19 protein-coding genes are annotated in these 14,037 nt (G+C 67.3%); 14 read left to right on the plus strand and 5 right to left on the minus strand.

The window, feature by feature from the left end; genetic code table 11:
- Positions 1 to 127: 127 nt before the first annotated feature.
- The 3 genes from ACKTSM_RS03240 to ACKTSM_RS03250 all read right to left on the minus strand — a co-directional run bounded on the left by ACKTSM_RS03240 (position 128) and on the right by ACKTSM_RS03250 (position 1,441).
- On the minus strand, positions 128 to 484 hold the full coding sequence (locus ACKTSM_RS03240) for a flagellar protein FlgN (RefSeq protein ID WP_407875703.1): 357 nt from the start codon (positions 482 to 484) through the stop codon (positions 128 to 130).
- Positions 481 to 801 (minus strand): flagellar biosynthesis anti-sigma factor FlgM, encoded by a 321-nt coding sequence (flgM, locus tag ACKTSM_RS03245; protein WP_407875704.1) that lies wholly within the window; start codon positions 799 to 801, stop codon positions 481 to 483. Before flgM ends, ACKTSM_RS03240 begins: the two co-directional genes overlap by 4 nt.
- Before the next feature lie 91 nt (positions 802 to 892).
- Positions 893 to 1,441 carry a flagella basal body P-ring formation protein FlgA gene (locus ACKTSM_RS03250; protein ID WP_407875705.1) on the minus strand — a complete coding sequence of 183 codons (549 nt, stop codon included), beginning with the start codon at positions 1,439 to 1,441 and terminating at the stop codon, positions 893 to 895.
- A gap of 179 nt (positions 1,442 to 1,620) precedes the next feature.
- Between ACKTSM_RS03250 and ACKTSM_RS03255 the strand changes: the two genes are divergently transcribed.
- Complete coding sequence (locus ACKTSM_RS03255; protein ID WP_407875706.1) at positions 1,621 to 2,664, plus strand: diguanylate cyclase domain-containing protein; 1,044 nt, start codon at positions 1,621 to 1,623, stop codon at positions 2,662 to 2,664.
- Here ACKTSM_RS03255 and ACKTSM_RS03260 read toward each other — a convergent pair.
- Together ACKTSM_RS03260 and ACKTSM_RS03265 are read right to left on the minus strand one after the other, a co-directional pair.
- Positions 2,661 to 3,068: a hypothetical protein gene (locus ACKTSM_RS03260; protein WP_407875707.1), complete on the minus strand. Its 408-nt coding sequence runs from the start codon at positions 3,066 to 3,068 to the stop codon at positions 2,661 to 2,663. The two genes, ACKTSM_RS03255 and ACKTSM_RS03260, sit on opposite strands and share 4 nt — an antisense overlap.
- Positions 3,065 to 3,754 (minus strand): MotA/TolQ/ExbB proton channel family protein, encoded by a 690-nt coding sequence (locus ACKTSM_RS03265; protein ID WP_407875708.1) that lies wholly within the window; start codon positions 3,752 to 3,754, stop codon positions 3,065 to 3,067. The genes ACKTSM_RS03260 and ACKTSM_RS03265 overlap by 4 nt, the downstream gene beginning before the upstream one ends.
- A gap of 305 nt (positions 3,755 to 4,059) precedes the next feature.
- On the opposite strand from ACKTSM_RS03265, the gene flgB reads away from it, so the two are divergent.
- The 13 genes from flgB to ACKTSM_RS03330 are packed head-to-tail and all read left to right on the plus strand — an operon-like array spanning position 4,060 to position 13,988.
- On the plus strand, positions 4,060 to 4,413 hold the full coding sequence (gene flgB, locus ACKTSM_RS03270; RefSeq protein WP_407875709.1) for a flagellar basal body rod protein FlgB: 354 nt from the start codon (positions 4,060 to 4,062) through the stop codon (positions 4,411 to 4,413).
- A 3-nt stretch (positions 4,414 to 4,416) separates the two neighbouring features.
- Positions 4,417 to 4,827 carry a flagellar basal body rod protein FlgC gene (flgC, locus tag ACKTSM_RS03275; RefSeq protein WP_407875710.1) on the plus strand — a complete coding sequence of 137 codons (411 nt, stop codon included), beginning with the start codon at positions 4,417 to 4,419 and terminating at the stop codon, positions 4,825 to 4,827.
- 2 nt (positions 4,828 to 4,829) lie between these two features.
- Positions 4,830 to 5,219, plus strand: coding sequence for a flagellar hook assembly protein FlgD (locus ACKTSM_RS03280; RefSeq protein ID WP_407875711.1), 390 nt, complete (start codon positions 4,830 to 4,832; stop codon positions 5,217 to 5,219).
- Between the two features lie 37 nt (positions 5,220 to 5,256).
- Entirely contained in the window at positions 5,257 to 6,069 is an 813-nt protein-coding gene (locus ACKTSM_RS03285) for a flagellar hook-basal body protein (RefSeq protein ID WP_407875712.1), read from the plus strand.
- Positions 6,070 to 6,091: 22 nt separating this feature from the next.
- Positions 6,092 to 6,835, plus strand: a complete 744-nt coding sequence (locus ACKTSM_RS03290) for a flagellar basal body rod protein FlgF (protein WP_407875713.1) — start codon at positions 6,092 to 6,094, stop codon at positions 6,833 to 6,835.
- A 44-nt stretch (positions 6,836 to 6,879) separates the two neighbouring features.
- Positions 6,880 to 7,671, plus strand: a complete 792-nt coding sequence (flgG, locus tag ACKTSM_RS03295) for a flagellar basal-body rod protein FlgG (protein WP_407875714.1) — start codon at positions 6,880 to 6,882, stop codon at positions 7,669 to 7,671.
- Between the two features lie 20 nt (positions 7,672 to 7,691).
- Positions 7,692 to 8,375, plus strand: a complete 684-nt coding sequence (locus ACKTSM_RS03300) for a flagellar basal body L-ring protein FlgH (RefSeq protein ID WP_407875715.1) — start codon at positions 7,692 to 7,694, stop codon at positions 8,373 to 8,375.
- The gene (locus tag ACKTSM_RS03305; protein WP_407875716.1) at positions 8,372 to 9,478 is read left to right on the plus strand and encodes a flagellar basal body P-ring protein FlgI; all 1,107 of its coding nucleotides are present in this window, start codon (positions 8,372 to 8,374) and stop codon (positions 9,476 to 9,478) included. Before ACKTSM_RS03300 ends, ACKTSM_RS03305 begins: the two co-directional genes overlap by 4 nt.
- Entirely contained in the window at positions 9,475 to 9,777 is a 303-nt protein-coding gene (locus ACKTSM_RS03310) for a rod-binding protein (RefSeq protein ID WP_407875717.1), read from the plus strand. The genes ACKTSM_RS03305 and ACKTSM_RS03310 overlap by 4 nt, the downstream gene beginning before the upstream one ends.
- Positions 9,777 to 11,132, plus strand: coding sequence for a flagellar hook-associated protein FlgK (flgK, locus tag ACKTSM_RS03315; protein ID WP_407875718.1), 1,356 nt, complete (start codon positions 9,777 to 9,779; stop codon positions 11,130 to 11,132). The genes ACKTSM_RS03310 and flgK overlap by 1 nt, the downstream gene beginning before the upstream one ends.
- Positions 11,132 to 12,049, plus strand: coding sequence for a flagellar biosynthesis protein FlgL (locus ACKTSM_RS03320; protein WP_407875719.1), 918 nt, complete (start codon positions 11,132 to 11,134; stop codon positions 12,047 to 12,049). The genes flgK and ACKTSM_RS03320 overlap by 1 nt, the downstream gene beginning before the upstream one ends.
- A 15-nt stretch (positions 12,050 to 12,064) precedes the next feature.
- The gene (gene motA / locus ACKTSM_RS03325) at positions 12,065 to 12,928 is read left to right on the plus strand and encodes a flagellar motor stator protein MotA (protein WP_407875720.1); all 864 of its coding nucleotides are present in this window, start codon (positions 12,065 to 12,067) and stop codon (positions 12,926 to 12,928) included.
- 1 nt (position 12,929) lies between these two features.
- Complete coding sequence (locus ACKTSM_RS03330) at positions 12,930 to 13,988, plus strand: flagellar motor protein MotB (protein WP_407875721.1); 1,059 nt, start codon at positions 12,930 to 12,932, stop codon at positions 13,986 to 13,988.
- Positions 13,989 to 14,037 lie beyond the last annotated feature (49 nt).

The raw sequence follows: 14,037 nt of genomic DNA on the forward strand, positions 1-14,037 counted from the left end.
CCGTCCCCCCGTGGGCCGGCGCGTGCACCGCAGACAAGTTCAGCAAGCAGCGTGCCAGATGGGCCGGATTACGAGTTCGTGCGTAGGTGCGGGAGCGGCGGTCAAATCCGCTTCCCGGCGCCCGGCGTCAGGCGAAGGCCGCGCTGTCTGCGCCACCCGGGCCGCCGGGTTGGCCGGGCTGGTAGGTGTGCTGCGCCGAACCCAGCGCTTCGAGCCGGGTGGCGACATTGGCCGCAAGCAGGTTGCGCACCCGTCGGTTTACATCGTTGAGCCGCTGCGCGGTTACGGCAAGTTCGCGGGCCTCGGGGTCTAGCGCCTCGCTGCCGAACGGCATCAGCTGGTCGCACAGCTTCTGCTTGGCGTGGCTCGCTTCGTAAAGGCCATCGGCATCGAGGCTGGCAAGCGCTTGCCGTTCGTCTTCGAGCACGGCAATCATCTGCCGCAAATTGCCGCTCAGCCCGGTTTCGGCGATTGCCCCGCTCACCGGCGGATACCGAAGCTGATCTGCGCGGCGATCATCGCATCGGCGATCTGCGCGGGGACGAGCGGGAAGCGCCCTTCCTCGAGCGCGTTGCGGATTTCGGCCACGCGGTCCTTGTCGACCGGAGGGCTTGCCGCGGCGCGACTGACGTCGAGCTCTGGGCTGACTTCGATCGAGACCCCACTGCCCGGCGCTGCGCCCGATTGGCCGGGGGTCGCGGCGTTCCTGGAACCGCGCGCCTCGATAGCGGCGCGGTCGGTATCGGACAGGGCCCGGGGTCCTGTCACCGCCTGCAATTTGCTCAATTCGACAGAGGGCATGATATGTCTCCTGCGTGCATTCCTAGAGCGTTGAACGGTCGCGTCGGACGCGGATTAAGGGGCGGCCCGAAAAATTCCTCGGCTGCCGGGATCACGGCGCGGGAATGATGACGAGGCCGGGGCGTTCGATCTGCGCGCGCACGGGAGCGGCATCGCGCGCGGTGCGCACGGCGATCCACTCGCCCACGCGGCCCGGCTCCATCGCTTCCCCCGTCTGCTGAACGCTGAACCCGCGCCCACGCAACTGCACGGTGATCGGGTCGCCACGCGCAATCTCCGGGCGAGCGGCGGGACCGGCTTCACCTGCGCGAGTGGCGATGAAGATGCGCCAGGGAACGGGCCCGGGACAGGCGACCGCGACGCTGGTGCGCGCGCGGCCATGCCAGGCGACATCGAGCGGGCCTTCGCAGGCGGCTAGTCTCAGCCGGCGATCGGCCGGCACCCGAGCGCCGCCCACTGAGCCTATCGCTGATCCGGTAAAGCTGGTCACCGCATCGTCGATGGCGGCCGGATCGGTGAAGCGGCTGTCACCGCCCTCGCGCGCAGAGGCTGCGGCCGCGATCAGCGGCATCACCGTGAGTAGCGCGGCCATGAAAAGGAGGCGCGATTCTCGGCTGCTGGTCAGTTCGGTCGGGGTCATCTGGTCGGCTCCTGCGATATTGTCCGGTTGTCGTTGCCAACAAACGGTGCAAGCCGCGTGCCAATTTTCCGAGCCGTGCGGGCCGCGCCCGCCCTCCGCAAAAGCCCGTGGTGCGCGGGCAGCGCGGAATTAAGCCTGCGGCCATAGGTCGATTGCCGCATTTGGCTTTCTGGAGACCGATGATGAAGATGGACCCGCCACCCAAGGTGCCCGAAGCCAAGGCTGACAGCCGCGCCCAACAGGCGCGCAGCGACCTTTTTGCGCAGATATCCGAGTTCATGATCAGGCACGACCTCGACATTACCGGCACCAATCTGTCGGCGGTCGGCACCGCGCTGTCGGGAGCCAATGCCGCGCTCGCAAAGGCGTTTGCCGCGCGGGAGCTTTCGGGCGACCCCGTCGACCAGCGCTGGATCAACACGGTCATCCGGCTCGATCCGGAAACCGGGGAACGCATCAGCGAGCTCGACGTGCTGATGGACAAGATGGAATATGCTATGATGCGCTTTGCCGCGACCGCGCGGGCGGCAGCGACCGAGACTCTCGAACAGCGCGGTGCGCTCGATGCCACGATCCAGAAGATCAGCGACCCGGGGGCCGAGGTGTTCCAGGTGATCGCGCTGTCGAAGGCCATGCTCGAACGGATCGAGGGGATCGAAAAGGCGATGGAGCGCAGCCAGGCCGAATCCGATGCCCTGCGCGCGGATCTCGCCAAGGCGCGCATCGAGGCCGATATCGACCATCTCACGCGCCTGCCCAATCGCCGCGCCTTCGAACGCCGGCTCGACGCGGCCACCCGCGACGCGGTGCGCGAAGGCACCCCGCTGTGTGTCGCCTTTTGCGATGTCGATCATTTCAAGGCGATCAACGACACCCACGGCCACGATGTAGGCGACCGGGTGCTGGTCGCGATCGCGGGGACCTTGAACCGCAGCGCCAATGACGAATGCTTCGTCGCCCGCCATGGCGGCGAGGAATTTGCCGTGCTGCTGTTCGGGTTCGACAAGGAGACCGCCTGGCGCAAGCTCGACGCGATTCGACGTGAACAGGCGCGCAAGCGCATGGTCAACCGCGAAAGCGGGAAGCCGTTCGGCAAGGTGACATTCTCGGGCGGAATCGCCGAGATTGCCGGTCCAGACGATGCGCGCACCGCGCTCCGCCGTGCGGACGAGGCGCTCTATGCGGCCAAGCAGCAGGGGCGCAATCGGATCGTCGCGCATTAACGCGCTGCCATTTCGTCATAGGCGAGGCTGGCATGAAGATCGCTGGCCCGCCCTTCGCTCAACACCACTCTGACCCGGTAACCTGCCGCATCGCCCTGGCTGGCAAGCGCACTGGCCTGCGCGATAGCGGCCGGCCTTTCGCCCGGCACGTGGCGCGCGAAGACGGTCAGGGTGGCCCTTGGATCGCGCGGACGCTCGGCCAGCCATTGTTCGAGCGAAGGGCCGTCTGCCGACACGCGGAAAAGCGCCTGGGCGGGCGCGACATGCGGATCGCTGCCAGATTCCTCGCTATCGATGCGGGTGACCTTGGCACCGCTGGCCAGCGCCGAAAGTGTCACCAGGAACAGGATCAGCGCCAGGTCGGCAAGTATCAGCTGCCAGCCTTGAGAAGAGGGCAGGGTCACGCCGCGTCCCTCCGGCCCGGTGCTGGCCGCGCGGGTCCGGTTTCGAGCATGGCCTCGAACCGGTCGATCAGCACGCAGCGCGTTTCTTCCTCGTCCTCGCCCCGCCTTTCGACCGCGCGCGCCAGCGGGACGCACACCAGGTGAGCGGTCAGCACCCCGTAGAGCGAGGACAGGACCGCGGTGGCGACCGCGGCCATGGTCACCTCGGCGGTGCTCGCTCCTGCCACCGGCACGAGCTGGGTGATCGCAAACAAGGTGCCCACCAACCCGAAAACCGGGGCGAGCTCTCCGGCAAATTCGAACACCCTGACCGCCTGCGCGCGGGCGATCTCGCGGCCTGCGCGGTCGGCGCGGGCCTGGACGCGGACCGCTTCGAGCGAGCCGCTGACGAGATAGATGTCGACCAGGCGCGCCAGCGTAGGGTCGGGCGGTGGCGGCGATTCGGCGCACAGATGGCCGCGCGCGGCAATCGCGCCAGCATTGCGCGCCAGCGCCGCCTGGTTGGCATCGCGATCGATGCGCGCCCTGACCAGCGCGGGAAGCGCCTTGGCCGCCGCGCGCAATTCCCCCCTTCCGCAACGCGCAACCGTTGCCAGGAGCGTGCCCGCCAGCACCACCACCAGCGCGCCGCTATCGAACAGGTCGGCAGCGCTGATCGAGGCGGGGAGGGCGGCAAGGGTGATCATGACGGTTTCTGATGAGCTCGTTGCGAGGGAGTGGTGCGTTGCATCTCTCCAGCCAAGAACGGCCCCTGCGCGCCAGGCTTAAGCGCGGCCCGCGGCTGTGCGGACGCTGCCGCGCGCCCGGCGCCGGGAGGCAGGGCAGGGGTTTGCCGCCGGCCTGCAAGCACTTGCCGGTCGCGCGACCTCGCTCCCGGCGAAGGCCTACGCACTCTCTGTTTTTTGCGGGTTCGAAGCACTTTGGCACGCTTGCTGCATTGCCGCTGCCGGACCCATCCATCGGGCCGCGCGCCAGCAAGAAGGAGCGTGACGTGAACGAGACGATTTTCGGCATACATGGCGCTGCCCTCGAATTGCGCTCGCAGCGCATGGGCGTGATCGCCTCGAACATCGCCAATGCCGCGACCCCGGGATACAAGGCGCGCGACATCGATTTCGGCGCTGCGCTCGATGCCCGGCTCGCTGAGGCCAGCGGCGCGCCCGCCGCGCCCGCCACCCCCGATCTGCTCTATCGCCGCCCGACCATGCCCAGCCTCGATGGCAACACGGTCGAGCTTGGCCGCGAACAGGTCGCCTTTGCCGAAAACGCGCTCGCCTATTCGGCAACGCTCAGCTTCGTGCAGGGCAAGGTCAACACCATCACCCGCGCGCTCAAGGGGGAATGATCGATGGCTGACCGCGCCCCTATGACGATCTTCTCGATGACCGGGGAGGCGATGTCCGCCCAGATGGTGCGAATGAACGCGGCGACATCGAACCTCGCCAATGCCGGTTCGATCGCTTCGAGCGAGGAGGGCGCCTACCGCCCGATCCGCGCGGTGTTCGCCGCAGAGCTCGACCGGGCGAGCGGCCTGACCAGCGTGCGCAGCGATGGACTGGTGCGCTCCGAGACTGCTCCGACCAAGCGCTACGACCCCGATCATCCGCTCGCCGATGCGACCGGCCATATCTTCGAGGCGCCCGTCGATGAGAGCGCCGAGATGGTCGAGATCATGGAAAGCGCGCGTCAGTACCAGAACATGGTCCAGGCGCTCCAGACCGCCAAGCAGCTGATGCTCGAAACCCTGAGGAGCAATTGACGATGACCGTTTCCGCCACCACGCCCGCGACCACCCCGCCGAGCGCCCAGAGCGCGATCGATGCGCTCAACGCGCCGGGATCGATTGTCCGCGAAAGCGCGGCGGCAAGGCTCGATTCGACCGATTTCCTGCGGCTGATGACCGCCCAGCTTGCAAACCAGGACCCGATGGAGCCGCAGAGCAATGACGAGATGCTTGCCCAGCTCGCGCAGTTTTCCAGCCTCGAGAACGGCACCGCCTCGCGCGCCACCTTGTCAGAGATCTCGGCCAAGCTCGACGCGCTGATCGAGGCGCAGGAACGCGCCGCCGCAGCCGCTGCTGCCGCCTCCGAAGCCGCCGCAGCCGCCGCAGCCGCGACCGGCGCGACACCCGAAAATCCGGCCACGACCTGAGCCGCCCCGAAGTTTCGCACACGAAAGGAAACACCCCATGTCCTTCTTCACCTCGCTTTCCGGCATGCGCAATGCCGAGAACGACCTGCGCGTCATCTCGAACAACATCGCCAATGCCGAGACCGCCGGATTCAAGAAATCGAACGCGCAGTTCGCCGACCTCGTCGCCACCGGCGGCAGCACCGATCCGCGACGCACGCCGGGCATCGGGGCGACCGTGTCCTCGGTCAGCCAGGATTTCGGTCTCGGCCAGCTCGAACAGACCGGCCGCGTCCTCGACATCGCGATCAATGGCGACGGTTTCATCGCCACCGCCAACCCGGTTTCGGGCGACATCACCTTCACCCGCAACGGCAATCTCCAGCTGGTCGCGACCGGCGAATTGCAGGATGCGTTCGGCGAGCTCGTGCAGGCCTTTCCGGTCGATGCGAACGGCAACCCGACGTCGACCACTCCGGGCAATGTCGTTGTGCCGATCACCAATGGCGCAGGCTTCGCGCTCTCGAGCGTGTCGATCAATTCGCAAGGGATCCTCTCGGCCACCTATGCCGACGGCTCGAACGAAGCGGTCGCGCAGCTCGCGCTCGCCTCCTTCGCATCGAATGGCGGATTGCGCCCGATCGGACAGACCAAGTGGGAAAACACCGCCGCATCAGGGCAGCCCAATTACGGCCAGCCGGGAATCGGCAATTACGGCGGTATCTTCTCGGGCGCGCTCGAACGATCGAATGTCGACCTTGCCGAAGAGATGGTCTCGCTGCTGACCGCGCAGCGCAATTTCCAGGCCAATGCTCGCGCGATCGATACCGCCACGGCGATCTCGCAGACCGTGCTCAACCTCCAGCGCTAATCGCGAACAGGCAGGCTGAGCCATGGACCGCATGATCTACACCGCTTTGTCGAGCATGAACGCCGCGATGGACCGCCAGCGCGCGATCGCCAACAATCTCGCCAATGCCTCGACCCCGGGGTTTCGGCAGGAAGTGTTCGCGGTCAAGCCGGCGACGCTGCGCGACGGCTCGATCGAGGCGCGGGCGATGGCACGCGGTTCGGTGCGCGGGGCGGACATGGCGGCGGGACGTGTCAATGCCACCGGCCAGCCGCTCGATATCGCTGCGCAGGGCGACACGCTGATCGCCTACCAATCGCCAGGAGGTGCGGAGATCTATTCGCGTCGCGGCGATCTGAGTGTCTCGGCCACCGGGCTCATGGAAAACGGCGAGGGGCTTGCCGTTCTCGGCGAAAGCGGCGCGCCGGTCACCGTGCCCGCGGGTTTCCGCATCGCCATCGCTGAGGACGGCACCGTGCTCGCCAGTGACCCGGCAGCGCCCGATGCGCCCGCCCAGGCGCTCGACAAGATCAAGCTGGTCTCGCCCGAAGGCAGCCAGCTTGTGAAGGGCATCGACAGCTTCCTGCAAGTGCCCGGCGGCGGCGCGCTGCCGATCGACCCCACCGCTCAGGTCACGACCGGCGCGCTCGAGCAATCCAATGTCCAGACCGCCGAGACGCTGGTCCAGATGATCGATGCCCAGCGCGCCTTCGAACAGCGCGCCAAGATCATCCAGACCGCCGGCGAGATCGACGAGGCCGCCAGCCGCCTGATGGGCATGGGCTGATGCGCGCGCCCGTTCCCGAATTCCACCCGAAAGGAACCTGATCCATGCCCAACAGCGCCCTTCACGTCGCCCGAACCGGGCTCGAAGCGCAGGACGCGCGAATGCGCGTCATCGCCAACAACCTTGCCAATATTGGCACCACCGGCTTCAAGCGCGACCGGGCCGATTTCGCCGCGCTCGCCTATCAGGAACAGCGGGTTGCCGGGCAGCAATCGACAGGGCAGACCGCCTATGCGGTCGGGCTCAATCTCGGCACCGGGGTGCAGGTCCAGGGGACCACCCGGATCGAATCGCAGGGCACGCTCAACCAGACCGGCAACACGCTCGATGTCGCGCTCGACGGGCCCGGCTTCTTCCAGGTGGAACTGCCCGGAGGCGGTCAGACCGGCTATACCCGCGCGGGCAATTTCACCCGCTCGGCCGAGGGGCTGCTGGTCACCTCGCAAGGCTATTCGGTGACCCCGCCGATCCAGATCCCGGCAGGCACGAGCAGCATCGCGATCGCCCCCGACGGCACGGTCAGCGCCACTCAGCAGGGCCAGTCCGCGCCGATCCAGGTCGGGCAGTTGCAGGTGGCGAGTTTCGTCAATCCGGCGGGCCTGCGCGCGATCGGCGACAACTTCCTCGTCGAGACCGCTGCCAGCGGCGCGGCCGATAGCGGCCAGGCGGGCCAGGCCGGGCGCGGCAATATCCGCCAGGGCATGCTCGAACAATCGAATGTCAACGTGGTCGAGGAGCTGGTCGAGATGATCGAGGCCCAGCGGGCCTACGAGATCAATTCCAAGATGGTGAGCGCGGTCGATGAGATGCTGCGCAATGCCAACCAGACGCTGTGATCGACCAACGGAGCCCGGCAATGAAAACTGCACGCATCGTATTTTCCGCCCTTGCCCCGCTGGCGCTCGCCGCCTGCCTCGGCACCGGCTCCTCGCGTGAGGCGGGCTTCGCCGCGCCCCCGCCTCCCCCGGCGCCTGCTCAGGCGGTCCCGGGTGCGCAGATGGCAAGCAATGGCTCGATCTTCCAGGTCGGCGGCAGCTATGCGCCCCTGTTCGTCGGCAACAGGGCGCGCGCTCTCGGCGACATGGTCACGATCCTGCTGGTCGAAAGCACCTCGACAACCAAGAGCACCAGCGGTGCGACGAACCGCGACGGCGCGTTCGGACTGGTGCCACCGGCGGCGGGTCCGCTCGCCTTTCTCAACCCCAACGCCCTTAATGCCAGCGGCCAGGGGTCGTTCACAGGAGGAGGCAATGCCGCGCAGCAGAGCCAGCTGACCGGAGCGGTCGCGGTGACGATCGCGGCCATCCATCCAAACGGGACCGCCGAGGTCCTCGGAGAAAAGCAGATGTCTTTGAGCCAGGGAGAGGAATGGGTGCAATTTGCCGGTCGCATCCGGCTGGCCGATATCGATGCCGATAATACCCTGCCGTCATCGCGGGTTGCCAATGCGCGGATCATCTATGCCGGGTCGGGCGCGGTCCAGCAGGCTTCGCGCCCAGGGTGGCTTAGCCGCTTCTTCAACGCGGTGTCGCCGCTGTGAGCCGGACGCTTGCCCTTGTCGCCGCGCTGGCCGCTTTGTTCACCGCCTTCGCACCCGCCACGGCCTCGGCCGAGAGGATCCGCGATCTCGGCCAGTTCGAAGGGCTGCGCGCTAACCAGCTCACCGGCTATGGCGTCGTTGTCGGCCTGCAAGGCACAGGCGATGACAATCTCGAATACGTGACCGAGGCAATGCGCGGCGTGTCGGGCCGTCTCGGGCTGCAATTGCCGCCCGGGGTCACCCCCAATCTGCGCAATGCCGCCGCGGTCATCATCACCGCCGAATTGCCCGCCTTCGCCAAGCCCGGCCAGCGGATCGACATCACCGTCTCGACGTTGGGACAGGCACGGTCCCTGCGCGGCGGCGCGCTGGTGCTCACCCCGCTCTATGGCGCCGATGGCGAGATCTACGCCATGGCGCAGGGCAATATCGCAGTTGGCGGGCTCGGGGTGTCGGGCCGCGACGGTTCGCAGCTCAGCGTCAACGTCACCACGGTCGGCCGGATCGCCGAGGGCGCGAGCGTCGAACGCGCGGTCGCAACCGGCTTCGACCAGCAATCGCATCTGCGTTTCAACCTGCACCAGGCCGATTTCCTCACCGCCGCGCGGGTGCGCGATGCGGTCAACACCCGCTTCCCGGGCATGGCGCGGATTGCCGACGGTGTCAGCATCGAGCTTGCCCTGCCGCATGGCCGCGATGCCCGCGCCGCTGTGCTCGCCGAGATCGAGATGCTCGCCGTCACGCCCGCCCCGGTCGCCGCGCGGGTGATCGTCAACAGTCGCACCGGCACCGTGGTGATCAACCAGGCGGTGCGGTTGTCGCCCGCCGCGATCAGCCATGGCAAGCTGGTGATCCGGATCGACGAGGCCCCGCGCGTCGTTCAGCCCGAACCCTTTGCCAATGGCGAGATCGCGGTCGAGCAATCGAGCGAGATCAGCGTCGCCGAGGCCGAAAGCCGGGTCGCGTTGATGCCGGGTGCGGTGAACCTTTCCGAGATCGTCGATGCGCTCAACCTGCTCGGGGTCGGCGCGGCCGACCTCGTGGTGATTCTCGAAAGCCTCAAGCAGGCCGGGGCGTTGCAAGCCGAAATGGTGGTGCTGTGATCGGCCCCGCCTCCCCGCTAGCGGGCGCTTCATCCGCAGGCGAGCTGTCGCCCGAGCGGCGCGCACTGCGCGAAGCGGCCGAGGGCTTCGAGGCGATAATGGTGCGCAAACTGCTCGCAAGCGCGCGCTCTGCGCACCAGTCCGAGGACACGCCCCTGACAGGCGGCGGGCTCGGCCAGTTCCAGCAAATGCGCGACGAGCAGTTCGCCGACATCGCCGCGAATAGCGGAGCCTTGGGGTTTGCACGCAGTATCGAGGAACAGCTTGCGAAATTTGTTGATGGCAAGGCAGACGGGTAATGCCGACGAGCCTCATCACCATCGCCCGCACCGGAGCGGCAGCGGCACGCGCGGACCTAGAACTGACCGCGCAGAATATCGCCAATGCCAGCAATCCCGATTACTCGCGGCGGCGGCTGGGGCAGGCCGAGCATGTCGGCACCGCCAATGTGCAGTTCCAGGCGCGTAGCACGTTGAACGGCGTGCTGGTCGAAGGGACCGAACGGATCGGCAACGATTTCGCCCAGCGCCAGGTGCGCGCGAGCATGTCCGACCTAGCCCGTGCCGAAAGCGAGCTGGGAGCCTTGCGCGGGGTCGAGACCGCGCTCGAACAGACCCGCATCTACGAAGGGCTGGTCGGGTTCGAGGCCGCGCTCACCCTGCTCGAAAGCGACCCCACCGACCCCGCCTTGCGCACCGGCGCACTCGAAACCGCGCGGCAATTGGCGCAAAGCTTTCAGTCGGCCGATTTCGCCTTGGCAAACACCCGCGACCTTGCCGCTGCGCAGCTCGCCACCGGCGCAGACACGATCAACGGGCTCGCGAGCGAACTGGCGCGGGTCAATGTCGAACTGGTGAGTGCGCACGAAGGCACTGCGGGGCGCGCGGCGCTGCTCGATGCGCGCGACGCTGCCTTGCGCGACCTGGCCGACCAGGTGGGGATCGACGTGACGCTCGACGCCTTCGGCTCTGCCGAAGTTCGCATCCTTTCCAATCCCGCCCCAGCCGGGGAAGCCGGCGTGCTGTTGGTATCGGGTTCCGGTTTCAGCATGCTGACCGCCAACGAAAGCGGGGGGGCGGTCACGCTCAATGCCAATGGCGTGGATTTTGTCGCGAATAGCGGGCAGATGGCGGGAATCGCCAATGCGCTCGCCGATATTTCCGTGCGGCAGGCCGACCTGGATGACATAGCAGCGCAGACGATTGCGCGTGCCAATGCCGCGCAAGCCGTCGGCAGCGCGCTCGACGGATCGGGCGGGCAGCCGCTGTTTTCCGGTAGCGATGCCGGCTCGATCCGCATGGTGCTCGCCGACGGATCGGGCCTCGCGCTCGCGCCTGCCGGGTCGCCCGCGGGCAGCCGCGACACCGCCAATCTCGGCAATCTGATCGCCGCGCTGGGCGCCGATGACGGACCGATCGTGTCGACCGATCGCACGCTCCTGTCGCTGTCGAGCAAGATCGCCGGTCTCGCGACCACAAGCGACGGGCTCGCGATCATCAAGCAGAGCGCCGAGAGCGCGCTATTCGCCGAAACCGGCGTCGATCTTGACACCGAGGCGGCGAGCCTGGTGCGCTTGCAACAGGCTTTCGAGGCCAATAGCCGCGTGATCCAGGTCGCGACCGAACTGTTCGATACGATCTTGGGGCTGCGCTGATGGTCTTCGTCGGATCATCGACAGGGGCCTTCTTCGATCGCTCGCTCGGCCAGATGGGGTCCCTGCGCGAGGCGCTCGAACGTTACCAGACCCAGATCGCCACCGGCACGCGGCTGACTCGCGGATCGGACGACCCGGTCGCTGCGGCGCGTTTGCGCGCGCTCGACCGGCTCACCGTGCGCGGCGAGACCGAGGAAGAGAACGCGGCGCGGCTCGGCCAGGACCTGCGCGCCGCGTCCGAACAGATCGAAGGGGTGGTCTCGCTGCTCCAGCGCGCCCGCGAACTCGCCGTGGCAGCGGCGAGCGAGACCGCCGGCGAGCGCGGGCGCGAGGCGATCGCGCTCGAACTGGAACAGATGGCCGAGGAATTGTTCGCCCGCGGCAATGCCACCTCGATCACCGGGGCGCCCCTCTTTGCGGGCACTGCTGCCGGGCCCGCTTTCGTGCGCGATACGAACGGCGCGGTGACCTATGCCGGCAATGGTAGCAATGGCGCGGTCCCGGTTGCGCCGGGCACCGAGATCGAGCGCGGGGTGACCGGCGCACAGGTATTCGAATTTGACGATAATGGCACGCCGTCCAGCGCCTTTGCGGTGATCTCCGCCCTGGCGCTCGCCTTGCGCGGCGGCGCCGCCGATCCCGCCCAGGCCGCCAGCGACGCCCTGTCGGGGATCGATGCCGGGCTTGATGCTGCGAGCCGCAGCCAGACCGTGCTCGGCACGAGGATCGCTTGGGTCGATGCGATCCAGCTCGACCAGCAGAACCGTGCGGTCAACGTGGCGGAACAGCGCTCCGAGGTCGGCGATACCGACCTGTCGGACACCATCGTGCGCCTCCAGCAGACACTCACCGCGCTCGAAGCAAGCCAGGCCAGCTTCGCCCGGGTTTCCTCGCTCAGCCTGTTCGACGCGATCTAGGAAGGACCAAGGCCCATGTTCGCGATAATCGGCATCGTTGTCCTGATCGTCATGGTGTTTGGCGGCTACATGCTCGCGGGCGGTTCGATGGGACCGATCCTCGCTGCGCTTCCGCTTGAGATGATGATGATTGGCGGGGCCGCGATCGGCTCGATCCTGATCGGCAATTCGATGCACGAGGTGAAGTTGCTCGGAGGCGGGTTCGGCAAGGTCTTCAAGGGACCCAAATTTAGCGACGAGGACCATATCGACGCGATCGCCCTGACCAGCAAGCTGATGAAGACCATGCGCTCCGAAGGCCCGGTTGCGCTCGAAAGCCATGTCACCGACCCCGACAGTTCGGCAATCTTCGGCGAATATCCAAAGCTCCAGAAAGACCCCGCAGTGGTCAACATGATCTGCGATCCGCTGACCCTGATGGTGGTTTCCTCCGGCACGCTCGACACCCATGCGGTCGAGGACGTGATCGACAATGCGATCAAGACCCAGATCCACGAAATGGACGAACCGCAGCACGCGATCCAGACGCTCGCCGACAGCTTTCCCGCTCTCGGAATCGTCGCCGCGGTGCTCGGCATCGTCAAGACCATGGGCGCGATCGACCAGCCGCCCGCGATCCTGGGCAAGATGATCGGCGGGGCGCTGGTGGGCACGTTTCTTGGCGTGCTGCTCGCCTATGGCTTTGCCGGTCCCATGGCCAACCGGCTCAAGCAAGCGAACGAGCACGACCAGCAGATATTCCACTCGATCAAGCAGGTGATCATCGCCAGCCTGCACGGCTATCCGCAGCCCATGGTGCTCGAAGCGGCGCGTTCGGGCCTGCCGCCGGCGCACCGGCCCAAGCTGACCGAGCTCATGGACCAGATGCGGGGCAAGTGACGTGGCCGAAGCCGATCCCGCGGTAGAGCTGCCCGCACCGATCATCGTCAAGAAGGTGACGATCGAGGGCGGCGGCCATCATGGCGGCGCCTGGAAGGTTGCCTATGCCGATTTCGTCACCGCGATGATGGCCTTCTTCCTGCTTTTGTGGCTGCTCGGCGCGACCGAGGAGAACCAGCGCAAGGGGATCGCCGACTATTTCACCCCGACCCTGGTCAAGACCCGCGCCGAGAGCGCGGGCTCTGCCAACGGGGTGCTGGGCGGCAGCTCGCTGACCGATGCCGACAATTACCCCCACGCCGCGGGGCAGACCGGCACGCGCTCGATCACGATCCCGCGCGGTGCGCAGGGCGGACCGGTCGAAGGCGGCGGCAGGGGCGAGGCGGAGAGCGAGCGGATGCGCGAGCTTCAGCAGGCGATCAACGAGAAGCTCGCCGAACGCCGCGAACTGTCGCGGCTGGCGCGCCAGGTCAGGGTGATGCGCGCGCCCGACGGCATTCGCATCGACCTTGTCGACGATGCCGATTTCTCGATGTTCGCTCTCGGCACGACGATCCTGACCGAGGATGCGCGCAGCCTGCTCGATGTGATCGGGAGCACCCTGGCTGACGAACCCAGTCCGCTGATCCTGCGCGGTCACACCGATTCGCTGCCCTGGCGCGACGGGGTCACCGCCAATAACTGGTCGCTCAGCGCCGGCCGGGCCGAGGCGACCCGCCAGCAGCTCATCGTCGGCGGCATCCCGGCAGAACGCTTCGCCCGGATCGAGGGGGTCGCCGACACCGAACCGCTGATCGCAGGCGACCGGGCCGATCCGCGCAACCGCCGGATCTCGCTGTTGCTTCTCGAAGGGAACGGGCAATCTGCTGGCCGCGGACGCCCGCTGCCCGCCGCCACCACCGCTCGCGCCCAGACCGAGGCGCCGTCGCGCGCGCGGCGCGAGGCAAGCGTCCGCGAGGAAGCGGCTGAGCGCAGAGCAACGGACCGCGGCTCGGACCTCGCCGTGCGCCAGCCCGCCTCGCTAGGGGAAAGCGCGCAGGCAACTGCTGCGGCCCCGTAAACCATAAGGTCCTAGCGCTGGTCCCCGCCTGCACCAGAGGGGAGCCATG

The organism is Qipengyuania nanhaisediminis, assembly GCF_045862805.1.
GTDB lineage: Bacteria > Pseudomonadota > Alphaproteobacteria > Sphingomonadales > Sphingomonadaceae > Erythrobacter > Erythrobacter nanhaisediminis_A.